Origin of the sequence: Vibrio breoganii (genome assembly GCF_001677275.1) — a bacterium.
Taxonomy (GTDB): domain Bacteria; phylum Pseudomonadota; class Gammaproteobacteria; order Enterobacterales; family Vibrionaceae; genus Vibrio; species Vibrio breoganii.
On the sequence record NZ_CP016178.1, the window covers coordinates 1,151,729 to 1,177,338 of the forward strand.

At 44.8% G+C, this 25,610-nt stretch carries 22 protein-coding genes and 1 tRNA gene; 12 read left to right on the forward strand and 11 right to left on the reverse strand.

The genetic code is table 11. The features are described 5' to 3' along the window. The first annotated feature begins 125 nt into the window (after positions 1–125). Positions 126–1,538: a glutamine synthetase family protein gene (locus A6E01_RS17970; RefSeq protein WP_065210910.1), complete on the forward strand. Its 1,413-nt coding sequence runs from the start codon at positions 126–128 to the stop codon at positions 1,536–1,538. 13 nt (positions 1,539–1,551) lie between these two features. After that, a complete protein-coding gene (locus A6E01_RS17975; protein ID WP_065210911.1) occupies positions 1,552–2,829 on the forward strand; it encodes an NAD(P)/FAD-dependent oxidoreductase in 1,278 nt (425 codons plus the stop codon). Positions 2,830–3,061: 232 nt separating this feature from the next. Here A6E01_RS17975 and A6E01_RS17980 read toward each other — a convergent pair. Both A6E01_RS17980 and A6E01_RS17985 read right to left on the reverse strand, forming a co-directional pair. After that, positions 3,062–3,136 (reverse strand) — tRNA-Gly (locus tag A6E01_RS17980). A 145-nt stretch (positions 3,137–3,281) separates the two neighbouring features. After that, positions 3,282–3,929: an HAD family hydrolase gene (locus A6E01_RS17985; protein ID WP_065210912.1), complete on the reverse strand. Its 648-nt coding sequence runs from the start codon at positions 3,927–3,929 to the stop codon at positions 3,282–3,284. Between the two features lie 442 nt (positions 3,930–4,371). On the opposite strand from A6E01_RS17985, the gene xylF reads away from it, so the two are divergent. From xylF to A6E01_RS18010, 5 genes are all read left to right on the forward strand, one after another. Further along, the gene (gene xylF, locus A6E01_RS17990; RefSeq protein WP_065210913.1) at positions 4,372–5,361 is read left to right on the forward strand and encodes a D-xylose ABC transporter substrate-binding protein; all 990 of its coding nucleotides are present in this window, start codon (positions 4,372–4,374) and stop codon (positions 5,359–5,361) included. A gap of 110 nt (positions 5,362–5,471) precedes the next feature. Beyond that, the gene (locus A6E01_RS17995; RefSeq protein ID WP_065210914.1) at positions 5,472–6,992 is read left to right on the forward strand and encodes a xylose ABC transporter ATP-binding protein; all 1,521 of its coding nucleotides are present in this window, start codon (positions 5,472–5,474) and stop codon (positions 6,990–6,992) included. Then, the gene (locus A6E01_RS18000; RefSeq protein ID WP_065210915.1) at positions 6,992–8,164 is read left to right on the forward strand and encodes a sugar ABC transporter permease; all 1,173 of its coding nucleotides are present in this window, start codon (positions 6,992–6,994) and stop codon (positions 8,162–8,164) included. The genes A6E01_RS17995 and A6E01_RS18000 overlap by 1 nt, the downstream gene beginning before the upstream one ends. Positions 8,165–8,526: 362 nt before the next feature. Next, positions 8,527–9,192, forward strand: a complete 666-nt coding sequence (locus tag A6E01_RS21675; RefSeq protein WP_065210916.1) for a winged helix-turn-helix domain-containing protein — start codon at positions 8,527–8,529, stop codon at positions 9,190–9,192. After that, on the forward strand, positions 9,113–10,093 hold the full coding sequence (locus A6E01_RS18010; RefSeq protein ID WP_156744633.1) for a hypothetical protein: 981 nt from the start codon (positions 9,113–9,115) through the stop codon (positions 10,091–10,093). The genes A6E01_RS21675 and A6E01_RS18010 overlap by 80 nt, the downstream gene beginning before the upstream one ends. 128 nt (positions 10,094–10,221) lie before the next feature. Here A6E01_RS18010 and A6E01_RS18015 read toward each other — a convergent pair whose 3' ends face one another. The 4 genes from A6E01_RS18015 to A6E01_RS18030 form a co-directional block, all read right to left on the reverse strand. Continuing rightward, positions 10,222–10,896, reverse strand: coding sequence for a DUF3313 family protein (locus A6E01_RS18015; RefSeq protein WP_017028446.1), 675 nt, complete (start codon positions 10,894–10,896; stop codon positions 10,222–10,224). Positions 10,897–11,296: 400 nt separating this feature from the next. After that, a complete protein-coding gene (secF, locus tag A6E01_RS18020; protein ID WP_065210918.1) occupies positions 11,297–12,199 on the reverse strand; it encodes a protein translocase subunit SecF in 903 nt (300 codons plus the stop codon). Positions 12,200–12,201: 2 nt separating this feature from the next. Next, entirely contained in the window at positions 12,202–14,037 is a 1,836-nt protein-coding gene (gene secD, locus A6E01_RS18025; RefSeq protein ID WP_065210919.1) for a protein translocase subunit SecD, read from the reverse strand. 175 nt (positions 14,038–14,212) lie between these two features. Beyond that, positions 14,213–14,653: a hypothetical protein gene (locus A6E01_RS18030; protein WP_065210920.1), complete on the reverse strand. Its 441-nt coding sequence runs from the start codon at positions 14,651–14,653 to the stop codon at positions 14,213–14,215. Positions 14,654–14,961: 308 nt separating this feature from the next. Between A6E01_RS18030 and A6E01_RS18035 the strand changes: the two genes are divergently transcribed. Then, the gene (locus A6E01_RS18035; RefSeq protein WP_065210921.1) at positions 14,962–16,179 is read left to right on the forward strand and encodes a BamA/TamA family outer membrane protein; all 1,218 of its coding nucleotides are present in this window, start codon (positions 14,962–14,964) and stop codon (positions 16,177–16,179) included. Between the two features lie 327 nt (positions 16,180–16,506). Continuing rightward, the gene (locus tag A6E01_RS18040) at positions 16,507–17,673 is read left to right on the forward strand and encodes an alpha/beta hydrolase (protein ID WP_017028953.1); all 1,167 of its coding nucleotides are present in this window, start codon (positions 16,507–16,509) and stop codon (positions 17,671–17,673) included. A gap of 32 nt (positions 17,674–17,705) precedes the next feature. On the opposite strand, the gene A6E01_RS18045 is transcribed toward A6E01_RS18040, so the two are convergent. The 3 genes from A6E01_RS18045 to A6E01_RS18055 all read right to left on the reverse strand — a co-directional run bounded on the left by A6E01_RS18045 (position 17,706) and on the right by A6E01_RS18055 (position 20,921). Continuing rightward, on the reverse strand, positions 17,706–19,028 hold the full coding sequence (locus A6E01_RS18045) for an MATE family efflux transporter (protein WP_017028952.1): 1,323 nt from the start codon (positions 19,026–19,028) through the stop codon (positions 17,706–17,708). Between the two features lie 210 nt (positions 19,029–19,238). Then, on the reverse strand, positions 19,239–20,009 hold the full coding sequence (locus A6E01_RS18050; protein WP_065210922.1) for a nucleotidyltransferase domain-containing protein: 771 nt from the start codon (positions 20,007–20,009) through the stop codon (positions 19,239–19,241). A gap of 12 nt (positions 20,010–20,021) precedes the next feature. Next, the gene (locus tag A6E01_RS18055) at positions 20,022–20,921 is read right to left on the reverse strand and encodes a LysR family transcriptional regulator (RefSeq protein WP_065210923.1); all 900 of its coding nucleotides are present in this window, start codon (positions 20,919–20,921) and stop codon (positions 20,022–20,024) included. 152 nt (positions 20,922–21,073) lie between these two features. On the opposite strand from A6E01_RS18055, the gene A6E01_RS21330 reads away from it, so the two are divergent. Then, positions 21,074–21,220: a hypothetical protein gene (locus tag A6E01_RS21330; protein WP_156744634.1), complete on the forward strand. Its 147-nt coding sequence runs from the start codon at positions 21,074–21,076 to the stop codon at positions 21,218–21,220. A gap of 56 nt (positions 21,221–21,276) precedes the next feature. Beyond that, positions 21,277–22,587: a serine hydrolase domain-containing protein gene (locus A6E01_RS18060; RefSeq protein WP_065210924.1), complete on the forward strand. Its 1,311-nt coding sequence runs from the start codon at positions 21,277–21,279 to the stop codon at positions 22,585–22,587. Between the two features lie 105 nt (positions 22,588–22,692). On the opposite strand, the gene A6E01_RS18065 is transcribed toward A6E01_RS18060, so the two are convergent. Both A6E01_RS18065 and A6E01_RS18070 read right to left on the reverse strand, forming a co-directional pair. Next, positions 22,693–23,199: a DUF3087 domain-containing protein gene (locus A6E01_RS18065; RefSeq protein WP_017028947.1), complete on the reverse strand. Its 507-nt coding sequence runs from the start codon at positions 23,197–23,199 to the stop codon at positions 22,693–22,695. Between the two features lie 272 nt (positions 23,200–23,471). Further along, positions 23,472–24,545 carry a linear amide C-N hydrolase gene (locus A6E01_RS18070; RefSeq protein ID WP_065210925.1) on the reverse strand — a complete coding sequence of 358 codons (1,074 nt, stop codon included), beginning with the start codon at positions 24,543–24,545 and terminating at the stop codon, positions 23,472–23,474. A gap of 131 nt (positions 24,546–24,676) precedes the next feature. On the opposite strand from A6E01_RS18070, the gene A6E01_RS18075 reads away from it, so the two are divergent. Then, on the forward strand, positions 24,677–25,552 hold the full coding sequence (locus A6E01_RS18075) for a LysR family transcriptional regulator (RefSeq protein ID WP_017028945.1): 876 nt from the start codon (positions 24,677–24,679) through the stop codon (positions 25,550–25,552). Positions 25,553–25,610: the final 58 nt, after the last annotated feature.

The following is a 25,610-nucleotide window of genomic DNA, read 5'->3' on the forward strand; positions in this document are numbered from 1 at the left end:
GAGGTGTATATTAACATTTTAAACACATATATGTTGTCTTTTACTAAACATTAAGTCTATGGTTTAAAAGCAACCAACAGGACAAAAAAACAACGAATTGCATGCCAATTAAGGATATGTTGGAAATGAGTGGAGGAACCACAGTGGGAACGAGTCAACTTTCGAATAGTACTGATAACATCGAACAAATTCAGGTGAGCCAAGAAAAGCTCACCATTGAACGATTTATTGAACAGCATCCTGATGTCACGACGTTAGACCTGATCCTGTTTGATATGAATGGTGTTGTCAGAGGAAAGCGTGTTCCGCTCTCTCAGCTCAATAAAATATTAGAACAAGGCATCTGCTTGCCCGCTTCTGTCTTCGCATTGGATATTTGCGGAGAAACCGTAGAGGAAACCGGCCTTGGTTTTGAAAAAGGAGACGGCGATAGAATATGCCGCATGGTGACAAGCTCACTGACCACTACTCCTTGGCAGGAAAACAGCGCGCAAGCTATCGTGACCATGTTCGAACCCACCTCCAATCAACCCTTTTTTGCCGACCCGCGCCATGTGCTAGAGGTGCAACTGGATAAATTCGCATCTAAAGGATTAAAGCCTTGCATCGCTGTAGAGCTCGAGTTCTACCTGCAAGACCTGGAGCATGACGAAGCCGGTAATCCTCAACCGCCACTGATGCCTATTAGCGGCGAAAGGATGACTCAAACACAAGTCTATTCTCTGGAAGAACTTGATGAATTTAAGTCCTTCCTCGATGAGATAATCGAAACTTGCAACGAACAGAACATTCCTGCCGAAAACATTACCGCCGAATATGCGCCCGGGCAATTCGAAGTTAATCTAAAACACACCAATGACGTCCTTTTAGCGTGCGATCAGGCGATGCTACTCAAACGAGTGGTACGATCCGTTGCCAAGAAGCACGGTTTCTATGCCAACTTTATGGCAAAACCTTATACCGAATATGCCGGAAATGGCTGTCATGTGCACATCAGTCTTCAAGATGAACTGGGCACCAATATCTTTGGTGAGAATGAAGAAGTGTTATTGAATGCCGTCGCGGGAGTGCTTGCTCACCTTGAGGATAGCATGGCCATCTTTGCACCAAACGCGAACTCTTACCGCAGGCTTCAACCCAATATGTTTGTCCCCCTTCATTCTACTTGGGGCTGGGATAATCGCACAGTCGCAGTGCGTATCCCCGCAAGTGGAGAGACGGACAAGCGTATCGAACACCGCCTATCAGGCGCTGATGTTAACCCTTATCTAACTGTCGCCGTGTTGCTTGCCTCAATACTCGACGGTATTGAGAATAAACTGACTCCACCACCGCCAATTGAAGGCGATGCAACCTTATTAGAGCTACCAATGCTGCCGATATCTTGGGATATGTCTTTGCATGAATTTGAGAATAGCCAATTTATGAAGCGTAGCTTTGGCGAAGAGTTTTGTAAGGTTTACCTAGCCAATAAAAAACACGAACAAGCGCGCTTCTCAGCGCAAGTCTCTCCTTTAGAATATCAGTGGTACAAATAAGTAAGGACACACAATGAAAGTGAAACACACAGACTCCTACTACGCAGCATCAAAAAATCAGCAGTTTGATTTTCCCACACTCACGGGAGAACATGTTGCCGACGTCTGTGTGATTGGCTCTGGAATCACCGGAGCCACCGCTGCATTAGAACTCGCCAATAAAGGCTTTAAGGTCATAGTGTTAGAAGCAAAACGCGTGGGATGGGGTGCCTCTGGACGTAGCGGCGGGCAAGCCATTTTTGGTTGGGCGTCGGAACAAGATACCCTTGAGAAACTAGTGGGTAAATCCGATGCGAGAAAGCTGTGGGATATCTCTGTTGAAGCGTTAGCGTTAACTAAATCCAACATCAACAAATACAACATCGATTGTGATTGGCGTGATGGAATGGTGCATGTGGGTATGAAACCGCGCCACGATAAAGAGCTTCAAGCTTGGCACGACGATCTTACAGAAAACTATGGTTATGAATCACTCGAAATGTGGGACCAAGATGAGGTCCGCAGCCGAATAGCCAGTAACAAATATACCTCGGGCATGTTCGATAGCAACAGTGGCCACCTTCACCCTCTAAACTACACACTAGGCCTAGTGAACGCCGCAAAATTGGCTGGCGCCGAGTTCTATGAAGACAGCGCGGTGAACCAAATTAAGCACGGTGATCCAGCGACGCTGTTTACCAAAGAGGGAACAGTAAAAGCAAACCATGTCATTTTGGCCTGCAACGCCTATATGAAAGGGCTTGAGTCAAAGCTTGAAAATAAAGTCATGCCAGTAGGTACGTATATCTGTGCCACTGAGCCTCTAGGTGAAGAGGTGACCGGTGCACTGATGAAAGACCATATCTCGGCTTGTGATATTAATTTTGTCCTCGATTACTATCGCTGCTCTGGGGACCACCGCATGTTATTCGGCGGCCGAGTAAGCTACTCGGGTGTTGCACCCGTTAATTTGGAAAAAGCGATGCAAGGACGAATGCTCGATATCTTCCCTCAGCTAAAAGATACAAGAATTGACTACGCATGGGGTGGCAATGTGGCAATAACAATGAACCGAGCCCCCCACTTTGGCCGCTTAAAGCCAAACGTCTATTTCGCACAAGGTTTTTCCGGTCACGGCATTGCAGCAACCGGTATGGCAGGCACGCTTATGGCAGAGTGTGTTGCGACTACCGCAGAGCGCTTTTCGATCTTCGACAAAATCCCTCATATGCCCTTCCCCGGCGGACGTCTATTGCGAACACCGGCGCTACTTTTAGCTATGTCGTATTATAGAGTTCGAGATCTTTTGTAGGGTGCGGTGGGACGACTTTTTATAACGAGATTAGAATACGAGACCAAAGTCAGAGAGAAAACATCATTGATTTAATCATAATATTCTGTTCTCGTTTGTGGTTGTTGGGCAGTTAAACACAGAATAATTTAGGGGTAAATGGCCAATATAAATAAACTAACAGGCACGCAAAAACACGCAATAAAGCGTATCATTTCCAAATAGTTAGAATTTTAAATCTAGGAGAGGCGATTGGAGCGTGCAGCGGGAATCGAACCCGCATCATCAGCTTGGAAGGCTGAGGTAATAGCCATTATACGATGCACGCATCATCGTGTAGACGCATTTAATATGCCATAACGATGAGAAATTAAAAGCCCTAATTTCACTGTTTATGAGCGTTCGCGCGCTTTTTACCCTAAATGAGCAAAAACCATGCGAACACAAGGCGTTATCTGGGGTTCGCCTAGCTCTTAACAGCTGCTTTCTAGTATTTCTATCACTTCATCTAACTGCTTTAGAACCCTCACTTTGTGCAAAAAGTCTTCTTTTGGAGGCAATAAGTCAGGAATCATCGCTACATGGCAACCGGCATCAAGGCCTGCTTGTACTCCATTGTTGGAGTCTTCCAATACTAGGCATTGCTCGGCTTCAAGGCCTAGCTTTTGATAGGCCATTTGATAGCAATCTGGGTTTGGCTTACCGCGAGCGACATCTTCGGCGGTAATCACTAGGTCATAATCCGATAAGTATTCACTATCACGGAAATTATGCTGAACCTCTGGCAGATGTGAGGAGGTCACAATCGCCATTTTTAACCCACGCTGCTTAATTGCCTTAAACAGAGCGTCATAACCGGGCTTGTAAGCAATGCCTTTGTCTCTTAATGCATGGAAGTGCTTATCTCTCACCATGCAATAACGGGTCATATCCATCCTTGAGCCAAAGTGCTCTGCGAGGATGCGTTCGCACTCAGGGTCTTGAACTCCAATGAACTGCTGATAAAAGTCATCGGTAATGCGAAGCCCTTGCTCCTGTGCGGCAAACTGCCAGCTTTGTTTATAGACAGATTCAGTGTCGAAGATGAGGCCATCCATATCAAACAGTACGGCTTTCAGCATTGTCTTTTCCTCTACTCTTTTTAACCAAGCTAACCCGACTATTTTACTCTAGCTGACCACGCATTTAGATCTCTAGTTTAGAAAATTAAGACAAGACTCCAGATAATTTTCTTTGTCATTTGCTAATGACTTCTATTTTCCTACGCATGACTTCAGAACTTAATGGCCAAATAATCCCATTGACACTGCTTTTCCGTTCTCACTGAGATTTAAAGATCACATTCAAGATGAAATTAGGGCTAATTTTAGTGATCTTTAGCAGCTTAAATATTAAACATATTGCTTGTATGTTAAGCGTTATCACAATTTGATACAAATACAAGAAAACGTAAACCTATTTTCATTTCAGACAAAAGAATGCAGCAACCTATTGATTTAAAATATATATGAGATTCAAAAAATAATGAATTTCAATAATAAACGTGAATCAAAGGATAGTGTAATGAAAAAAATAATAATGTTATGCGCTCTAATCATTGGCTTCGCCACCCCTGCTTTTGCTCAGGTTAAGATTGGTATGGTGATTGATGATCTTAGGCTTGAACGATGGCAAAAAGACCGAGATATGTTCGTGAATCGCGCCGAGGAACTGGGTGCAAAGGTTTACGTTCAATCTGCAAACGGTAATGAACAAACCCAGATTTCCCAAGTTGAAAACATGATCTCCCGCGGTGTAGATGTGCTAGTGATCATTCCAACCAATGGTGAGGTCCTTTCTAACGTGATTAAGGAAGCGAAGCGTGATGGCATCAATGTTCTTGCATATGACCGCCTGATCAATAACGCCGAAATCGACTTCTATCTTTCTTTTGATAACGAAAAAGTGGGCGAACTGCAGGCTAAAGCACTTGTTGAAGCACAACCTACAGGTAACTACTTCCTGATGGGTGGCTCTCCTACGGACAACAATGCCAAGCTGTTCCGTCAAGGCCAAATGAACGTTCTACAACCTAAGATCGACTCAGGCGAAATCAAGGTTGTTGGTGACCAATGGGTTGACTACTGGTTAGCAGAGAATGCTCTCAAAATCATGGAAAATGCCCTAACGGCTAATCAAAATGAAATCGATGTTGTTGTCGCTTCAAATGACGCTACTGCAGGTGGTGCAATTCAAGCACTAGACGCACAAGGGCTCGCAGGAAAAGTCGCTATCTCAGGGCAAGATGCTGACCTAGCTGCAATCCGCCGTATTGTCGATGGCACGCAAACTATGACCATTTACAAGCCTATTTCTGCACTGGCAACTCGAGCGGCTGAGATTGCTGTTGAGTTAGGTGAAGACCAATCTCCAACCTCTAACTTCTCTATCAACAACGGTATCAAAGACGTTCCTTCTTTCCTACTAGAGCCTATTCCAGTAAACAGAACCAACGTAAAAACTACCGTTATTGCGGACAAATTCCACAAAGAATCTGATGTTTATACACAGTAAACCCTAGCGATATTTGCGCCGAGCCTAGCTTGGCGCAATTGCAGATTTGTCATCTATTCGTTGCTAAGTGAATAGCACAGGATGGGTCTTGGAATGGTTAGAGGTGCAAGATGTCCTTGTTAGAAATGAAAAATATCGTCAAATGCTTTGGACCAGTGAAAGCATTAGATGGTGTCAGTATTCGCCTAGAAAAAGGCGAGATTCTCTCTTTATGTGGAGAAAATGGTTCCGGAAAATCAACCTTAGTGAAAGTGCTCTGTGGAATATACCCTCATGGAGAGTTCGAAGGCACAATCTCTTATAACGGCGAAAACATACAACCCAAAAGCATTGCAGATACCGAGGCTCTTGGTATTGCCATCATTCACCAAGAGCTGACCTTAGTAAAAGAGCTGTCGATTCTTGAGAATCTATTTCTAGGAGCCGAGCTGACAAAGTACGGGCTTCTTGATTTTGAGTTGATGCACTTTGAAGCCGAGCTTCTATTAAAGAAAGTAAAGCTTTCGGTATCCCCAGAAACAAAGATTGAGGACCTTGGCGTAGGTCAGCAGCAATTAGTAGAGATAGCAAAAGCCCTGTCAAAGAACGCAAAACTGCTTGTTCTTGATGAGCCTACCGCTCCCCTTACAGAATCCGAGACCGATATCTTACTCGATCTGGTTAAAGATCTACGCTCCTCTGGAGTCAGCTGTATCTACATCTCTCACAAATTAGGTGAAGTGAAAGCGATCTCAGACCAAATCTGCGTGATCCGAGACGGTAAGCATATTGGCACTCGTAAAGCGGCAGATATGTCCACCGATGACATCATCACTATGATGGTAGGTCGTGAGATGAAACAGCTATTTCCTAGAGAGCCCCACGACATAGGACAGGTGGTGTTAGAGGCACAAAACATCAATGCATGGGACAAGGCCAATTCATCCATACCGAAGGTGAGAAATGCCAGCTTCACTTTGCGCCGTGGCGAAATATTGGGTGTTTCCGGCTTGGTAGGCGCAGGCCGAACTGAGCTGATGGAGTGTCTATACGGGTGTTATCAAGGCAAACACAATGGGACATTTTACCTCAATGGCGAAGTCCTGAATTGCGCCAGTAGCAGAGATGCGCTGAATGCAGGCATTGCGATGGTGCCAGAGGATAGAAAGCGTCACGGCATCGTGCCCATTATGGGCGTAGGTCAGAATATTTCTTTAGCTGGAATCGACCAATTCCAAAGCCTCGGCTTTCTTGATGAGTCTGCGGAAGCCAATGCCATCAGCGATTCGATCAAGAAACTCACCGTAAAAACCCCTAATGCAGAAACCGCCATAAAAAATCTATCCGGTGGTAACCAACAAAAGGCAATCCTAGCCCGCTTTTTAATGATCAATCCAAGTGTGCTTATTCTGGATGAGCCAACACGCGGTATTGATGTTGGTGCCAAATACGAAATCTACAAGCTGATGTTTCAGTTAGTCAAAAAAGGCATAAGTATCATCATGATATCGTCTGAGCTACCTGAGGTACTTGGAATAAGCGACCGCGTGCTTGTCATGCATGAAGGCCGAATTAAAGGCGATCTAATTAATGAGAATCTATCACAAGAGATCGTGATGGATTGTGCATTATCTGAAGGAGAAATTGCATAATGGAGCAATCAAAAGAAATCAATGCCATCAACAATGAGAGTTGGCTGGACAAACTGAAAAGCATGAATCTGCAACTGCTCGTCATGGCAGGTGCCATCCTATTCATCATGCTGTTCTTTAGCATCATGACCGACTGGAGTTACTTAACACCAAGGAACATCTCTAACCTATTCCGACAAACGGCAATTACCGGTATCTTGGCCATCGGCATGGTGTTTGTGATCATTAGTGGTGAAATCGACCTGTCTGTGGGCTCTATGATGGGGTTACTCGGCGGCTGCGCTGCCATTATGGATGTGTGGTTTGGCCTGCCACTGCCACTGACCATAGCAATTACCCTTACCGCTGGTTTTCTGCTGGGTGCATGGAACGGTTGGTGGGTTGCGTATCGTAAGGTACCTTCGTTCATTGTAACGCTCGCCGGTATGTTGGCGTTTCGCGGTATCCTTATTGGTATTACCGACGGTACAACGGTAGCCCCAACTTCAGAGGCCATGTCTTTGATTGGTCAAAGCTACCTGCCTAACCTGCTCAGTTTAATTCTGGGTACCGCCTGTCTTGCGCTTTATTTTGGGTGGCAGAAAAAGCAAAACATCAATCGAGCTCAATATAACTTACCGACTAGTGCAACTGGCACATCACTGTTTAAAAGCGCTTTTATTGGTATCGCGGCTCTATCTCTGATTTTGGTGCTAAATAATTATCGCGGTGTGCCAACACCAGTACTACTGCTAACCATATTCCTAATTGCTGGCACAATATTGGCTTCGAAGACCCGCTTTGGGCGTCGCATCTATGCAATTGGTGGCAATATTGATGCAGCAAGACTCTCTGGTATCAATGTCGAGAAAACCAAGCTAAAAGTGTACGCAATGAACGGCTTTTTGGTTGCTATCGCCGGTCTCATACTGAGCTCACGCTTAGGCGCAGGCTCTCCTTCTGCTGGTAACATTGCCGAACTGGATGCCATTGCAGCCTGTGTTATTGGTGGCGCAAGTATGGCTGGAGGTGTTGGTACTGTTATCGGCGCTGTGATTGGTGCATTTATCATGGCTTCTCTAGACAACGGAATGAGCATGATGGACGTTCCGACCTTCTGGCAGTACGTTGTTAAAGGCGCGATCTTGCTATTAGCAGTATGGATGGATAGTGCGACTAAACAGCGTCGCTAGTCACCTGTCATTCATAACAAAGCCCTAAAGCCCGACAGCTTTAGGGCTTTCATTTTTTAATCACCTTTATTGTCATCTCGATATTCTCTCCTCACTGATAATGCCTTCTTCGTCGACGAACATAAAGATTACTTTATCTCGCTGTTTTTTATGACATTGTGCGATAATTGACTATATTTACTTGTACATCCTTATCATTAGGTAATCTCATTCAGAGACTCAATGATTGATTGTTTGAGATTTAGTAAAATCCAGCACTCAAAATCGTCAGTCACTCGATTGCCTCACAAGGTCATGAAAGGAACCATTGACCGCTTAGCATTGAAAATCTCTCTCAATTTAATGGATAAAATAAGAATATTATGGATAAAGAGTATGTGACGTATCGCTTCGATGGCTGGGTATTCACGCCAGACGAAGACAAGCTCAATTATCAAGGTGAAACCTTTACCCTAGACAACCGTCTTTCTAAATTGCTCCACTTTTTTTGTCAGAACCCTAACACTGTCTTCTCTCGTAACGAGTTGATTGATGAGGTATGGAACGGCTCAATCCTTACTGATCAGGTGATTACCCAGGCCATATTCGAGCTTCGTAAAACCTTAAAATCTCCCAATCGACACGCAATGGGCTACATAGTCACTGTGCCTAAGCGCGGCTACAAGTTTGAAATTGAGCATATTGAGCAAAAAGTCGATAAGCCGAAGGTATCTACAGCGACTCGTGTAGAAGTAGAAAAGGAAGCCGCGCCAACGATCAGTGACGCGCCAATACCAGGGCAAGAGGAAGAGCAACAATCCGTAGCTACAACTCCCCCAGAAGAATCTGTAGCCGATACAAAACCTACGCCTGCAGTCAAAAAACCTGCGAAGTCAGAGAAGGCAGCCAAGGGGTCTCCTCTCGTTTACATGCTTGCCGTTGCTGTAGTGATTCTGATCGGGATGCTGTTTGCAGCGAAATCAGCCGGCAGATGTGACATCGAATCAAGTGGCCTCAAACTCGCAAGAGATCCACTACCTTTCTCTTGAGCCAAGATATATTTTTGTCGACTTGCCCGAAGCGCTTAGAGAAGACCCATTTACTATCGGTATTATCAGAAAGCTATTGGATTTCCTCACCGTCTACAAAGACTATCGAATTGTTTATGACGAAGAATACGTACCTAATGCAGCCAATGTTATTACCTTCAATCCCATAATTAATGGTGACCGGAAGTCGTTGGAAGTGGCTTATTTTAATCGCACATCAGACTTTAAGCACTTGGATCGTAGCTATTTGATTGAGCCTACTACTGCCCTGCATTCAACCATGGCAGTGATGCTTGATGACCTTCTCGATGCGTTTAAGATTGATATCGCAAAACCTGTCATCGCCAAGCAAGTGAGTGAATTGCCGGATAACCAAGCAGCTCTGCACCACATAATGGAGTCCCTTGGGCATGGGCTTCTGGCGGAATATGCCGAATCCATTAAAAGTGTTAGGAAAGCCTATGAAATAGAACCCGATAACCACTTGATCGCATCAGATAGATACATTTTCGAGCTTTCTAGTATCTTCGTTACGCAAGCTTCAGCCTCCAAAGCAAAGGTTGAGAAGCTAAATCAAGAAATGAAATCTCAATTAATGAGTATGGAGGCTGCTCCAGATTCATATCGAGTCTATGACGCTCTTGCCGCCTATTATTTAACGTTGGATGAACCACTCAAAGCTCGAGGTTATCTAGATAAGATACCGAATCATCACTACAGTATGTTCTCAACGGTGATCTACGCGAAGATAGAGGAAAGCTTAGGCAATCCAGCATCAGCGGAAGAATACTATTATGAGACAATTCGAGAGTCAGGATCACCCGCTGTTCTCGATTTAGCGAGAAAGTTATTCTTCCACAGCAATCTAAAGGATATCGAAGCTAAGATTCAATCCAACTAAACATCACCCCTCCATATCCGAATAAAACTAGGATATTGAGGGGTTTCATTTCACTTGATTAGACTCGATAGATCACCGCCCAAGTAACCCGTAATTTGCGTTACCCAAGATTATCTAATCATGGCTATCTAGCTCTTTTCTTCATACGCTACATGCATCACAAAGTCGATGGTTTGGCTCGTGATCTGCTGAACGTTCTTTTCCAACATCTTTAGGGTGATTTTAGAGTCGTCATTTTCGAGAACGCCATTGTCATTCACTACAAAGACGCGTCGACCGATAAGCTCTTTGCTCTTTTCATCCACTAGATCAACGCTTGCAACCATTCGAACTGAACGATCTCGAATACCAGTGGCGTATTTAATCGCACCAATTACCGTACCCACAGGAATGAACTCAGTCACACGCAAGTCTTCCGGAATATCTTCAATGTCATACAAAGTCACGCTCACATCCATGGTCCGATTTGGTAACATCTTGGTTTGATAACTTGGCAGTTTGGATGCAATGCGTTGAGACAAGGTATCTTGTAATTTAGTTGCGAATTCTTGCTGCACCGCTCCTGAAGTATGACCATTAACACCGGTCTTATCGATGTTTACTTTTTCGAAGGTAAACTCATTAAATTCAAACTGGTCGGCACCTTCTACAATCCAAGACATGCCAGCATTGCCATCTTTGAAATTGCTTTCTACGAAGTAGTGTTTGGTATCAATATCTTTCATTTCTTCGGTATTTGGCAGCGAACTCGCGCAACCAGTAACAAGCAAAGACAGGGGTAAGAATAGGTGATGTAGCTTCATGGTAACCTCAGTGTTGGAATTCAATATTGTCACTCCCCGTATTCGTATTTCTAGGAAGTCGTTATGCACCTCAGTGCGTTGAGGTGAAGAATTCTATGTGGTTGAGGATTCAATAAATCATTAGCGCATAATATTGAATCAATAATCGCTAAGGTTAATATAAAACGTTTAAATACAGTTGGTTAAACCAAGAATTACAATGATTTTAGTTCGATAAACTTTGCTAACGAAGCCATATTAAACGGCCGATTTATCATATCTAAATAACTTTATGCGCTAGAGGTAGGCAAAGATTGAGCAAGGAAGGGTCAGATGAAGAAGAAGCACAGACGAACAGCCCTAACTCTGCTAAATTAAGGCTGCTGATTTGCGTTGTAATGTGTTCTTGGATGGCTAAGTTTTAAGGCGCGGCGTCTACCTCAACAGGTTGATAGTGCTTCGCTTCTAGGTTCAACCATTCAGGCAATACAGTACCAATAGAAATTGAAGACCAAGTACCTGAAAGGACACCAATGAACATTGCGGTGGAGAAACCTGCCAGCGCAGAACCGCCCATCACCCACAATGCCCCAACCGTAATCAAGGTAGTACCCGAGGTCACCATAGTGCGTGAGAAGGTCGCAATAACCGCTTGGTCGTTGACCCACTTGGCACTCTTATCTTGCTTGGCCACCAGCAGTTCACGAATCCTATCGGCAATGATGATTGAGTCATTCAATGAGTACCCAAGAATCGCCAGAATAGCGGCAAATACCGTGAGGTTAAACTCCATCTGAGCCAGCGCGAAGAAGCCTAGTACCAGTATCACATCATGAAATAGCGCAAACAACGAACCACTCGCCAGTCGCCATTCAAATCGGAAGCAAAGGTAACCCAGTATCGACAAGATTGAGATCATCAATGCCAACCCACCTTGCTCAAATAGGTCTTGTCCTACCTGAGAACCAACGATGCTATTGCTCACTACATCCACCTGATCAGAGTAAGACGATAGCACTGAGCCTACATCCACAGCATCTGAACCATCTTCAGGAACCGAGTAGCGAATTACCCAACGCCCCTCTTCTCCGGCAGAGGTGACACTCACAGACTCTCCCATTTCAGGCTGGAGCTGTTTCATTATTTGGTTGCTCGACAGTGATTTGTCGAGCTGTACTTCAGTGACCATACCGCCGGTAAAATCTAAGCCAAGGTTTAGCCCCTTAAGGCCAATAGCCGCGATAGCAACCACTGTGAGTAGTACTGAGACAACAGTAGTGAAGTAACGAACTTTACGAATATTGTGTTTAAAAAACTTAACCATGATTACACCCTCACTTCACGGCGGGCATCTTGGCCCCAGATTAAATTGATCATCGCTCTTGAGGCAAAAACGCCAGTGAAGATACTGGTCAGAAGACCAAGACCTAAGGTCAATGCGAACCCTTGAATAGGACCATTACCGATGGAATAGAGGATCACTGCGGTGATCATGGTGGTGACATTGGCATCTAAGATGGTAGAAAGCGCACTATCAAACCCGGCATCGATAGATTGAGCAAAGCTGCGGCCTTCTCGCATCTTGTCTTTGATTCGCTCAAAGATAATAACGTTGGTATCGACTGCCATGCCCACGGTCAAAACTAAGCCCGCAATACCTGGCAGCGTTAGAACCGCGCCCGGCAACAGTGCAATAAGGCCTAACAAGCACAGCATGTTGCTACACAGTGCAACGTTGGCCACCCAGCCAAGTCTACGATACCAAACGGCCATAAACAGCAGCGTCATACCCATACCAAATGCCAAAGCAGCAAAACCATTTTGGATGTTTTCAGCACCAAGCGAAGCACCGATAGTGCGCTCTTCCACTATGGTAACCGGCGCAGTCAAAGAGCCCGCTCGCAACAACATTGCCAACTCTTGTGCTTCTTGCATTGAGCCAGATCCGGTGATTCTAAACTGACTGCCTAGCTGAGATTGAATAGTAGCGACGCTGATCACTCGCTCACTACGTTCAGTCACGCCTTGCTCATTGGTTTGGTATTCTCGGTAGACCGTCGCCATAGGCTTACCAATGTGCGTAGCGGAAAAGTCACTCATCTTCTTGCCACCAGCGTGGTCAAGGGTGATGTTCACTTCTGAAAGCCCAATCTCATCCATGCCAGAGCGCGCATTGGTAATATGCTCGCCTGCAAGCACAGGTCTCTTCTCAAGGACAACCGAGCGACCATCATTATCTTTGAGTACTAAGTTTTGACGGCTGTAGGCTGAAGAGCCACTTTTGACCTCATAAAATGCAAGGCTGGCAGTAGCGCCAATCACATTCTTAGCTTGAGCGGGGTCTTGAACGCCGGGCAGCTCGATGCGGATATTGTCCGTACCTTGCCTTTGCACCATAGCCTCAGTAATACCTAGCTCTTCGATTCGGCCTCGCATGATCTGCAAGTTTTGTTGCACGATAGTGGACTGGAGTTCGGTTCGGCTTTGTTCATTTTGAGCCAAACTGAAGCCACTCGAACTTGCACTGATTTGCCAATCAGGGAAGTGAGTGCGTACATACTCCATCAGTTGTTGCTGAGCCTTAGAAGCACGTACATTCACATTGATAGCATCAGCGCTACTTACTCGGACTTGTACATTTCTAATGGAGTTCTGACGCAGATGCGCCTTGATGTCCTCTACTATGGTGGATTGTTGTTCTTGCATCGCTTTATCAACATCAACGTGCAACAAAAATTGCACACCACCACGCAGGTCGAGCCCTAGTTTAATCGGGTTCATACCCATATTAGACAGCCATTGCGGTGCTACTGACTGATACGAGTAGGCAATGGATTCTTCAGAATACTGTTTGTTTAGAATGGTACGAGCGTGTGTTTGGTCAGACTCATTATCAAACAGTAGCGAGATCTGGTTGTCTTGCTCCGTAGCAGACAAAACAGGGATACCCTGATCTTCTAGTGAACGTTTTAAGGTCTGAACTGAGGTAGTAAATATCGCCTTTTCAGGCACTTGTATCTGTATTGCTGGCTTCTCACCAAACCATGTAGGAATGGCACTGAGCGTAAGGATGATCACAGTGGCAACAAGTACGACGTATTTCCAAGCAGAATAGTGATTGATGCGCTTTCTGCTTTTATGAGTTATGGCTTTGTTCTTCATATATAAGCTATCCCTCCATCCCTAAGGACAGAGTAAATTCAATTAATTTGGGCTATGACAGACAGGCGATATCGCACTATTTAAATAGTGGTAGGTTTGAGCTGAGTGTCATTGGAGATTCGCTGTAACCAGTAGATAAAATCTAGCTAGCACACGAAAAATTAAGCGATTGGAACTATGAAGAGTATTGGCCGTTTAGAGCGACATACAGGGCATTACTGTCTTTCCAGCCACCAAGCCTGTGTGCACTCTTATCATGATGAAACGCAGCGCGAGATGCATGCCATTTAGCAGTAAATGCATAGGCGTCATCATTGAAACAAAATACGTTTGGATTTGAGGTGTTGCGCGTTGAATTATTGCTGTCTAATTCTTGCTTAGGAGCAAAAACACTGCGCTGGTTTTGCACAATAGCCAGGGTATTGTGCTGCACGTATGAGGTGCTTGCAGGTATTTCAGAGGTAGGAGCGGATTCTACTTCCAATAGCTGGCTATAAGCCACGAGCTGTTCGGCAGTAAACCCTGGCGCCTTTGCATCAGACGCGAGTGCTTGCATAGGAGCAAGCGCTGCTACAAGTAGCAGTAGAACGAATTGTCTGATAGTAAATAAAGGCATGAAACTCTCATCTGAAATAAATCGAACTCACCATTCGACGAGAGCATCGTAAGCGGACTCAGAGTGACTTACAACTAAAAACATGTAAATTCTCTTGCATAGTGAATTCAAAGAAATTCAGGCCAAAAAATTAACGAACAAAACTCCCATTAATTCTGCAATGATACGAAACCTCTTGGACATAATTCAACCGATTTAAATCTAGCCTAGATGTTTCTTATGTAGGAAGCCGTCCATCAAACGGTAGTTTGCACTTTCGCCTAGATCCGTAAAATCAGCTCGTTTTTCAACCTGAACCGAGCTCTACAGTGACCAATTTTCGACACACCTCTTTTGCTGCACTCTTGTCTCTAAGCGTATTGCCTTCGGCTGCATTCGCTTCGTTTACCGATCCCGTCGATGGGCGATTTGATATGGGTGATTATCTCGCTGATAACGCTTATGGCTTTCTTCCCGTTCCCATCATCATAACCGAGCCTGCTGTGGGTTATGGCGGTGGCGTTGCGGGTTTGTTTCTGCACGAAACCGATGAAGAAAAAGAGACACGTCAGAGATTGGCCAAAGAATCCCTCGATGGTGGTGCGCAGCTAATCCCACCCGCAATGACGGCCGTTGCTGCTGCAGGAACCGAAAATGGCACATGGGTGATAGCCGCAGGTCACCGACGCACTTGGAAAGAAGACAGTATTCGTTATATGGGTGGCGGCGCTATTGGTCATGCAAACATCGATATCTACAATGATTTTGGCGGTCTACTCCCTCCAGACAAAGCCTTTAAGTTCGATACCGAAACCGATTTTGCCGTGTTGTTACAGCAAATACAGTTTCGCCTCCCGAACACCAATTGGCTGTTAGGTGCGAAGCAAACATGGAGTAAATCGACCCTAGAGTCTTCTAATGGCGTGGTTGATAAAACACTGCAATTCATGGACTTAGATGAAACCATCAATTCAGGCTTAGGCTTAGTGTTGGAATACGATAGCCGTGACAACATGTTTTTCCCTACCAAGGGCTACTCTCTCAACGCAGATTATATGTGGCATAGAAAAGAGATAGGTGCTGATCACGATTACGATACTCTCTCTATCGAAGGGCAAGCCTTTGTTCCTATTGGCGAGAAATGGATCATTGCCTTTGCCGGAAGTTACGACTCCATTAGTAGTGACGAAACCATGCTCACTCCTACTTCGAACCCGTACATCGACCTGCGAGGCATCTCATTGTTTCGCTATCAAGGGGATAAAGTGGCCACAGCGCAAACGCAGTTGATGTATCGTATCGACAATCGCTGGACGATCTTAGGCTTTTACGGTGTTGGCCATACTCGCAACGAAACCACCGGATTCGACCTTGGCGGGTGCCCAAGCAACTGCTTCACCTCGAAAACATCATCAACAACCGTTGACGCCTATGGCGCCGGTTTCAGATACCAAATTGCTCGTCGCTACGGCTTACACATGGGCGTCGACTTAGGCTTTAGTGATGAAGAGCAAGCACTCTATTTTACAGTGGGGACGGGGTTTTAGGGATTAGAACCCGGCCCTGGGTTCTGGGTTCTGGGTTCTAGGTTCTGGGTTCTGGGTTCTAGGTTCTGGGTTCTAGGTTCTAGGTTCTGGGTTCTAGGTTCTAGGTTCTAGGTAACTAGGATCCTAGGGCCTAGGACCCTGGGTCCTTAAAAACAAATACAGTCTAAATTTTTGACGGTCGATGATCGATGCAATGACTTTTAGAAGTGGATTTAGTCACAGTCAATCGACACTGAGGTTAAGCGCACCTTTACACTGCTATTCTTGTTCTGCTCAGGTAAACTTGTGCGTATAAATGGAAAATCCATAAGGAAATAGATTTTATCCATGCTAAAAAAGACTCAACACTTAACCATTGCTATTGTGGCTACCACCTTGGCGGCGTGTGGCTCTAATCATAATGAGCCTCTCTATTATCAAAGCGGTGAAAGCCTAAGCTCGTTTGATCAGAATACCTTCGAGGAGTATGTCTCTGAGACACAGGCCTGGATGCGCGCTGAACGGTATTACTTAACGGAAGATAAAGAACGCGAGATAGCGCTGAATTCCCCTAAGGAATACCGTCCCTCCAAAATGAATGGCGAGGCCATCTTACTGGTTCACGGCTTGGGTGACTCTCCCTACTCCTTTATCGATATTGCGCAGCGACTTTCTGCTCAAGGTTATCTGGTTAGAACCATGCTACTGCCCGGTCACGGCACTAAGGTTGGCGACTTAAAACTGGTTTCTGCGAAGTTGTGGCAGCAAAGCGTAGAGCAGCAGATCAAACTGCTAAAGATGGAAGTAAACAGTGTTTGGCTTGGGGGATATTCAACTGGCGCAAACCTTGTGACCAGTTACGCACTGAACGATGACTCGCTTAACGGTCTGATCCTCTTCTCTCCTGCATTTAAAGCTCAGTCTAACCTTGCTCCTATGACCCAATGGGCACAATACTTTATGGATTGGGCTGACCAAGACCCAGAGGATAACTACTTACGCTACGGCTCTTTACCAATGAAAGCGGCGGCCAGTTACTACGAGACAACGCAGCAAGTTCAACAACAGCTCTCAAAGGCGGGAAATTATGATAAGCCAGTTTTCATGCTTCTCAGCGAAGGGGACACTGTCATCGATAAAAGCTTTGCTGTGCAGCAGTTTACAACGACCTTTACCAACCCCAATTCGCACCTTGTTTGGCTTGGGGATAATCCACCCAAAGACCAACGCGTATCAGCCTATAGCATGAACCTCCCTTCTTTTCGGGTTAGTGAGGGCTCACATATGGGCGGGTTGTTCTCACCGGATAATAAAGAATATGGCATCGAGGGCAAGGTTCGCATCTGCGATAATGGGCAACCCATTGAAGATACACTGAAATGCCAGTCTGGTGAGCCAGTTTGGTACTCTTCCTATGGCTATTTAGAACCAGGAAAAGTCCACGCAAGGCTCACCTTCAACCCCTACTTTGACGAGAGCATTGAAGAGTTGGAAAAGGTGCTGTCGAAGCAGTAGCGAGCAGAGAAAGTTAACGCTTACTCACGCGATCAGTCGTACATGAGCTCTTTTGCTTTTTTGCTATCAAACTCTCGCAAGAACTTACGCGCTTGGTAACGCATTGGCACTATTTTCAAGGCCTGCTCAAACACAACCACCGCATAAACCCAGAAGATTGATGCATTTAGAACGAGCACAACAAAGGCACACAGCGGTAAGGCAATAAGCCAACGAGTAATAAAGTTGATATTAAAGACTGCTGTCGTCTTACCCAACGCACGAAGTACCTGACCATGCACTGTGGTATAGCCTTGTATCAAAGGCATCAAGATGTACAAAGGAGCGATCACCGCTAACGCTTGATAGGTGATTGGTGAATGGCCTGGGTAGATTTTGTCTATCACCAAACTCAGGATAAAAGAGGCAAAGGAAATAATCCCAGATACCGCAATAGTGACCTTAATGCTCAGGCTCACATCCGAGTCCAAAGTCTCTAGATTGTTTGAACCGATAGCCTGAGAAATCGTAATAGCAGAAGATACCGCCCACGCCAAAACAAACTGCGACAGCGCCGAAAGCCAAGGCGTTATCATAACGATGGCCGCATACGCTTCAGTGGGCAACTGCGTATACAAGAGGTTATAGGCAGCAAGGCCCATCGCCAACACCATCATGTTGGCCGCAATCGGGAAGGTTTCTTTAAAGTGCAGCCTAACGTTACGCGCAACGCCGTCGCTAGCCTGCTTAAACGAGAGTTTCGAGGTCTTTTGGTATCGCAAACACACCAACAAGAAAAGCATTCTCAGCCCAAGCGCAATCACAGAACCTAAGGCTGCGCCCGAGATCCCAATACCCGTAAAATCACCGAACCCGTAGATCAGATAATAAGAAACCAATGCATTGACTGGCATGGTAAGCAAATAGCTGAGCAGTGGCAGCTTGGTCTTGCCCATAGCATTGAACAGGGCAATGGATACCTGAGAGATGCCGGTCAGTAGCAAGGCATATTTGATCGTAGACAGGTACGCATCGATGTCCGAATACAAATGAGTATCGTGACTGATCAGCTTGATCAGTGGCCATTTGAATACCGTCACCAAAGCGAAGAACAATACAGCAACCGACAGATTGATAATCATGCCAGAGAGGAAAGATTTTGATAACAAGCTCTCTTTACCTGAGCCAAAGGCGCGAGATAACACGTTCTGCGAGCCATTCGCTAATGCATTTTGAACCCCTAGCATCAATGCAACGATGGTACTCGCAATCCCCATTGCCGCCAGAGAGCCCTCTCCCAATGGCGAAATAAGCAAAGTATCAATCATCAGCATGCCCTGCATTAACAAGGCATTGATCGCAATCGGCCAAGCCATCTTGATGTTCTTTTTAATGTAGGTGCTGTTCTTAAACACTGAATGCCTTTTTATATGTTGCAGAGCGTGAGGGTAATATCACAAAGGGTGCGGTAGTGTTCTGCCCTTTGTAAGGTGACACAAAATATCCAGATCGTTGCGGTATTTCAATAGCGAATATTGAAAAGTCATTGCGATCTAAACATTCATTCAATAATTAAAACCATTAAGTTAGCTGATTAGGCCTGCATTCAGTGTCTCTTTAAACTTGTGAGCAAGTGATAAGGCTTGCTCTTTTGACGATAAATGACCCGTTGCTAACTGATAGGCTAGATGTAGCTCATCTTTATGCTGTGGGTAATATTTTCTGGCAACCTTTGTGCAAAGGGCGAGATCCGTATGCCAGCTGCCATCTTGCTCCGCAATGAGATAATAAGCTGAGCGCAAAAGTTTCTTGCCCACAACCCGACTCATTTCCCCCGCTGACATGCGTTCAAACTTATCTGCCATTTGCCCAACAAAATCATCGACATCGCCATTCAGAGCGCGTGCAATATGCAGACTTGGCTTTAGCTGAGGAAATTGACGTGAGAGATCGTTACCCCAAACACAGCAACAGCAATGCCTAAGCCAAAACTGCCAATGGTATTTTTCTTGGGGCTGCAATATGTCCTGAAGAGAGCCAGGGTCTAAATCTAATTTACTGATTTCACGATGTAATCTGGATAATGATAAAGAAATTGAACTCAGGGCTTCATTATCGTTGCTGGTCACTTCATCTTTAAACACAATAGACACATCAAGGTCGGATTCCCCTGTTCTAGCCGTGCCTCTTGGAACGCTGCCATAGAGATAAATTCCATCGATTCTGCCTGGGAAGCGTAGACACAATTCATCAATCACCGCATTCACTACTGCATGAAACCCAGGCTGAATCTTATCCAATGAGCAACTGTTTTCGATATACCCGTGCTCATCGAGCCCATTTTCCTGCTCTGACATGTTTAGTCCTCTCTAGGCATAAGGCCCTTTAGCAAAGTTAGCCGCACACTGCTTGGCGATATCTATGATGCGGCTTCTTGCTGCATCCATTTCTGAATGCAATCCATAGAATAAGACCATCTCTTGCCTTAAGTTACCTAGTGTCTCTTTCACTTTAATGGTTCGAAGTTTCCCTGTATCCACATAGTCTTCGGCATTAGCGATGCTCAATAAGGTCCACCCCTTCTTTTGAATCTTATGCATCAACATATCGTTGTTTGAAATCAGATGCTTATGGTTACTAATGTTTGCGTAGCGCATCTCGTTCAGCACCGCATTTTCTGTCACAAGAAAATCTTCAGTCGCGAGCTGAATAAGGTCAATAGGGTGCTTGGGAATGCTGGATTTTACTGACGTATACGTTGCATACTGATACGTCCCTAAATTTACGCTCCCTACCTTAGTGCTAGGATAAACCTTTCCAACGGTGGGCATAATTGAAAACAGCGCACTGCCACTTTCAATATCCTTAAAGCTTGACTCTCTATCCCTCTGCAACCAATTGATCGATATATGTGGAAACTCATGCTCAATAGCGTCATCGATATCGGATAACAAGCACAAGGGTATCAGATCGTCATGATGCAAAACGATTGAGGTGATCTCTGTTGAAAAGGTGGATAGAGCCACGCTATAAAACTCTTTTGCTTGCCTAGTGAGGTTATCCGCTCTGGAGTACAAATGCTTCGCTTGCTCCGTTGCGAAAAGGGTTTTCCCAACGACTTCAAACAACTCAAAACCCAGTACATCCTCTAATGCTTTTACCCGCTCTCGCACTGTGGCTCGGGTTTTATTGGTTTCTCTAGCCGCTTTGCTGTAACTGCTCAGTTCATACACCGCTTTAAAACATGCAAGCTGCTCTAACGTAATCATCGTTTATCTCACCAAAATTTATGTATGCACAATCCATCCATTATGGATTCGATTGTATCAATTATAAGCCATATTATCCGCTCGTGAAGTGAGACCGCATGTAGGAATCACATTTATCAAATCGTATACCCATACAGTTAGAGTCCAAAGAAATGATGCACAAACTACTAAAGATTACAGCTCTCACTGCTGCTTCATTGATACCGACTTGGGTGCAGCAGGCAGAAGATGAGTCCATTAATCCAGCAGACCTAACTCAAGTGGCCAAGAAGTCAAAGGTAACAGTGAGCTCAATCTAGAAATCGGCGTCAAATTTTTTCTCTAATACTCAAAACAACAAATAAAGGTCTATGACATGAAACTAAAATTACTTGCGATTACTGTATCTTTATCGGCTTTGTCAGTAAGTGCTAACGACAAGGCTCAAGCAATGTATTCAGTACCTGTTGCAGCAGAAGATCAGGTGACATTGAGTAACTGGACACAACCTGATTACAATCACTGGGCATTTCAGAATATCGGCATTCACCCAACGGTAATGGTGCCTAGAGATGGCAATATTTCTGCTCTACCAAACAAACTAGACCCTAGCATCGCAAAACTGAAGTTCGAACATGCTGACGCAAGCTACACAGTTGAAGAAGCGATGATCAACGACCGCACTGATGGCTATATCATTATCAAAGATGGTGAGGTTGTTCATGAAGAGTACTATGGTACGTTTGGCCCTAAAGATCATCATATGTGGGCATCAAGCACCAAGTCTATGACTGGTCAAGCAATCGGCCTTTTAGTTGAGCAAGGTAAGATCGACCCTAATGAGACAGTTGAGAGTTACATAGAGGAACTAAAAGGTAGTCACTTTGGTAAGCAAACCGTTCGAACAGTCCTTAACATGACATCGGCCCTAGATTACAGCGAAGACTATGCCAATATCACTCCAGGAACGATGCACTTTGAGTACTTCCGCAGACTAGGCTTAGTTCCTGCTTATGATCTCATGGCGATCGATCCAACCAAAGACGACACACCTCGCGGCGTATTAGAATTTGCTCCTGAATTTACGCAAAACTCAGATCTTGCGGTAAACTATAAATACGAATATCACTCACCTAATGTAGATGTTGTTGGTTGGCTGATCGCTCGAGTATCCGGGCAACCTCTTCAAAAGTTCGTTGCTGAAAATATCTGGTCTAAGCTAGGTGTAGAGCACGATGCTGGTTTCATGGCGGACATGACATTTACCCCCATTGCAACGGGTGGCTTTACGACAACATTGAGAGATTTTGCAAGAGTCGGGATCGCCATGGCTAACAATGGCCAATACAACGGACAGCAAGTGTTCTCAGAAGCGTGGATTAAAGATACCTTCGCTCTCACTGACGATGAAAAGTCACACATGGATCGCAGCGTGTATAAAGACCGCGATTCAGGCGTTTATGACCAATGGTTAGAGGGTTACAAAAACTACCTGTGGGTTCATGATAGCGAGAAAGGCATTGCGACATTCCGCGGAGTGTATGGACAGCACCTGTACATTAACCAAGAGAAAAACCTAGTCATTGCCACCTTCTCTTCCGCGGAGTCAGCCTCCAACGCGGCAAGAGCGACTAACCTACCAAGACTGGCGGCATTTGAAGCCATCGCCGATCACTATAAAAAGTAAGAACTAAGAAAAGCGTTAGATAACAGATAGCCCGCTTACTCATTGCGCAGTAAGCGGGCTTTTTTACATTAAAAGTCCAGAGCACAATTAGCGCCTGTATTACGGCTAAAACTCTTTAAGTAAACCTGAGTGATAGTCTGAAATATCCAATTGCACATCGTACTCTTCAACCCATTTATCCAGTTGATTTTGCGCGGTATTCAGACTGCTCATGGTAATGGTGTTGTCATCCATCTGCCATAACTGGCGAGAACCTTGATAGCTAAATTGCAGGGCTAACATGGCCTCTTTATTGCCTTGCTCTGCTGCGGCAAGGAGTTTGCGATTCTTTCTGTAGATCAAATTCAGCTGATGCTTCAAATCCCAAATATAAGCCACCTCAAACATTTTGGGATGACTCTTGAGTTTGCGTAGCGTCATACCTACTGCAATTGCGCTGACTACCACTCCCAGTAAGTTCCAATGAAAGTGAGAACCCGCCTCTGAGGGGAAGAGGTAAATCAATGTCTGAGATATAGATAAACTCAGCACCGCTAGGCTGACGATGCAGGCAACAATCACCACGTTTAATCGTGAACGGTATCGCTTTTTATCTATTTCTTTTAACTGCATTTTTGCACCAGAATCCCTGTCTAATTGAGTGATAGTGATAGCTATCAATAAGACAACGAATTATACACACATCAAGAATCTCAAAAATAAAGATTTGTAAGAAATTAGAGCCTCACTCAATTGTGTATGTAAACCTCTATTTTGCCACCAGCCCTAGACACTGATTTCTGTTTAAAATAGCTTAGGCCCAAATGTTAACGCCACCCTAGATTGGGTGGCGTTAGTAATACAGGAGCTTTCTAACTCACAATATTGATTTCAAAGTCAGTATATTAGTGAGTCGCACACTCAGTAAATACCGCTTTGTTTAGACCACCATTTGCTTGCTCAACGGTATCTGCACACATGGTCTTGGTGAAATGCAGCGTTTCGCTAAAGTTGTAACCAATCTGAGTACGAGTGTCGTAGTTACTGAACAAGAAATCACCGTTGTCATGGTTGTAAGTAAACTGAGTCCAAGTCGCGTATGTCTCACCATTTACTGGGTCAACCAAATCTTGTGGTACCAAGTTGCCAGCGTTGTATGTGCTCAACAATTTACCTCGCGTTTGTGCCCATGATGCATCTTCTTTAAACGTAACGTGTTGTGTATTAAACAAACCACGAAGATTACGGTCAGCAGAGCTAATTGAGCTTGGAATATCTTTCGCTTTCAGGTCAGCAAGGTCTACTTTAGCTACATAGTCTCTGTGATCCTGTTGAAGAGGAGCATTCGCCATGACACGCAGGTCACTTGATGTATCACCACGGTGCACTACCATCTTACCGCCTTCGTTCAGCTGCATAAGTGCAATATCGCCCGTTTTATCTTGTATAGAGATATGTAGACCATGCAAAGCACCGTGAAGACCGTCAGCCCAAGCGATTTGCCACTCATTGTTGTTAAATGCTTGAACAGCTTCTTCCGTTGTAGAGTAGGTCTCAGTGATGTAACGAATCACATCAAGGAAGCTCACAGCCGGTGCGCCAGTATCTTTGTAATCTTTAATGAATTCTTTTGAATCCGCCATGTACAGTAACGATGCCGCTAGGCCTTCTGAGTTAATTGCATCTGAAGCAACACCATGGAACACATCCCACTCCATCTGAGAAATCGCATGGTACTTAGTTGTCCAGCTCATTGCATTCTTGTAGCTTGGCGTTTCTGATGTGTTTTGAACATCCACAGGGTTAACTTGAGCCACGTTGCCTAATTGATCGCCCCAATCTAAAGAACGAACCGTTGAAACACCATGTGGTGTATCCAGTGTAAAGCGTGAACATGCGCTTGCTGTGCCTACTGCACCTGCCAATGAAGCTGCTGCCAGTGCTACTGTTGCGATTTTGTTTAGTTTGAAAGATTTCATAATAGTCTCACTTAAATTTGAAGGTTTCCGTTTAGGAATGAGTCTATTATTACTATTATTATCGTATTCCAAAGTCGCTGAGACTAGGTAAACCCCCTCTAAACACATTGGCAATTCAATAAAGGAACTGTATGTCCGTTTCATTAGATCAGCTTCGAGCTTTTGTCGCTACCGTGGACAACAAGGGAATGGCGCAGGCCGCTAGACAGGTTGGGAAACACGTTTCTACTATTCGTGAGCAGATCAATACACTAGAGATAGATACTGGATTAGATCTCTTTATCCGGCACCCTCGCTCACTAGAGGTCACTCCCGAAGGTAAACAGCTTTATAAATCTGCCATTGCGATGCTTAAAGAGTCGGCGCTGTTTGATGCCAATGTTGAGAGCATTCTGCAAGGCATACCCGATAAACTGACCATTGCAGTTGATAGTGGCTTGTTAGATAGCCAAATTGACCAGCTCTTCGCACAACTTTTGCAAACCTACCCACATATTTCTTTGAAGGTGCAAAGCAATGACACCACGCAGATTAAGAGTGCAGTGCTTTCAGGCACCGTCGATATTGGGCTGATTTTCAATACAGTTTATCTCCACGATGAGTTAGCGATGGAAAAAGCCTACTCCTTCGATGTGGTAAGAGTGGTACCCAACAACTGGTCACTACCCGCAGAAGTCGACATAGATGCCTTAAACGATAAGCTACAGCTGAGCCTGTCGTTTTTAGATGATATAGGTATGCGTAATGCCGATGTATCGAGCCATAGATACATGCTATCAAACAGTGGTATTCAAATTTTGAACTTAATTAAGGCGGGTGTTGGCTGGGCTTACTTACCCAGATTTACCTGTGAACACGCAATACAAAACGGCGATGTCGTGCTTTATCAAGAAAGTACTGACAGTATATCTCAATGGGCGACAAACCTTATCTGGCAGAAACAAAGAGCGCTAAACCCTGCAATGGATTTCTTCATCAAAGAAATGAAAAAATTTAAGAACCGTTAGAGATGCTGCAGCCACTTAATCCCGTGAATAAACCCACTCTGAAATATGAAAGAAAAGC

Coding starts and splice junctions, on each gene's coding strand:
- A6E01_RS17970 (WP_065210910.1), top strand. CDS start 126: ATGAGTGGAGGAACCACAGTGGGAACGAGTCAACTTTCGAATAGTACT.
- A6E01_RS17975 (WP_065210911.1), top strand. CDS start 1,552: ATGAAAGTGAAACACACAGACTCCTACTACGCAGCATCAAAAAATCAG.
- A6E01_RS17985 (WP_065210912.1), bottom strand. CDS start 3,929: ATGCTGAAAGCCGTACTGTTTGATATGGATGGCCTCATCTTCGACACT.
- xylF (WP_065210913.1), top strand. CDS start 4,372: ATGAAAAAAATAATAATGTTATGCGCTCTAATCATTGGCTTCGCCACC.
- A6E01_RS17995 (WP_065210914.1), top strand. CDS start 5,472: ATGTCCTTGTTAGAAATGAAAAATATCGTCAAATGCTTTGGACCAGTG.
- A6E01_RS18000 (WP_065210915.1), top strand. CDS start 6,992: ATGGAGCAATCAAAAGAAATCAATGCCATCAACAATGAGAGTTGGCTG.
- A6E01_RS21675 (WP_065210916.1), top strand. CDS start 8,527: ATGGATAAAGAGTATGTGACGTATCGCTTCGATGGCTGGGTATTCACG.
- A6E01_RS18015 (WP_017028446.1), bottom strand. CDS start 10,896: ATGAAGCTACATCACCTATTCTTACCCCTGTCTTTGCTTGTTACTGGT.
- secF (WP_065210918.1), bottom strand. CDS start 12,199: ATGGTTAAGTTTTTTAAACACAATATTCGTAAAGTTCGTTACTTCACT.
- secD (WP_065210919.1), bottom strand. CDS start 14,037: ATGAAGAACAAAGCCATAACTCATAAAAGCAGAAAGCGCATCAATCAC.
- A6E01_RS18030 (WP_065210920.1), bottom strand. CDS start 14,653: ATGCCTTTATTTACTATCAGACAATTCGTTCTACTGCTACTTGTAGCA.
- A6E01_RS18040 (WP_017028953.1), top strand. CDS start 16,507: ATGCTAAAAAAGACTCAACACTTAACCATTGCTATTGTGGCTACCACC.
- A6E01_RS18045 (WP_017028952.1), bottom strand. CDS start 19,028: ATGGCTTGGCCGATTGCGATCAATGCCTTGTTAATGCAGGGCATGCTG.
- A6E01_RS18050 (WP_065210922.1), bottom strand. CDS start 20,009: ATGTCAGAGCAGGAAAATGGGCTCGATGAGCACGGGTATATCGAAAAC.
- A6E01_RS18055 (WP_065210923.1), bottom strand. CDS start 20,921: ATGATTACGTTAGAGCAGCTTGCATGTTTTAAAGCGGTGTATGAACTG.
- A6E01_RS21330 (WP_156744634.1), top strand. CDS start 21,074: ATGATGCACAAACTACTAAAGATTACAGCTCTCACTGCTGCTTCATTG.
- A6E01_RS18060 (WP_065210924.1), top strand. CDS start 21,277: ATGAAACTAAAATTACTTGCGATTACTGTATCTTTATCGGCTTTGTCA.
- A6E01_RS18065 (WP_017028947.1), bottom strand. CDS start 23,199: ATGCAGTTAAAAGAAATAGATAAAAAGCGATACCGTTCACGATTAAAC.
- A6E01_RS18070 (WP_065210925.1), bottom strand. CDS start 24,545: ATGAAATCTTTCAAACTAAACAAAATCGCAACAGTAGCACTGGCAGCA.
- A6E01_RS18075 (WP_017028945.1), top strand. CDS start 24,677: ATGTCCGTTTCATTAGATCAGCTTCGAGCTTTTGTCGCTACCGTGGAC.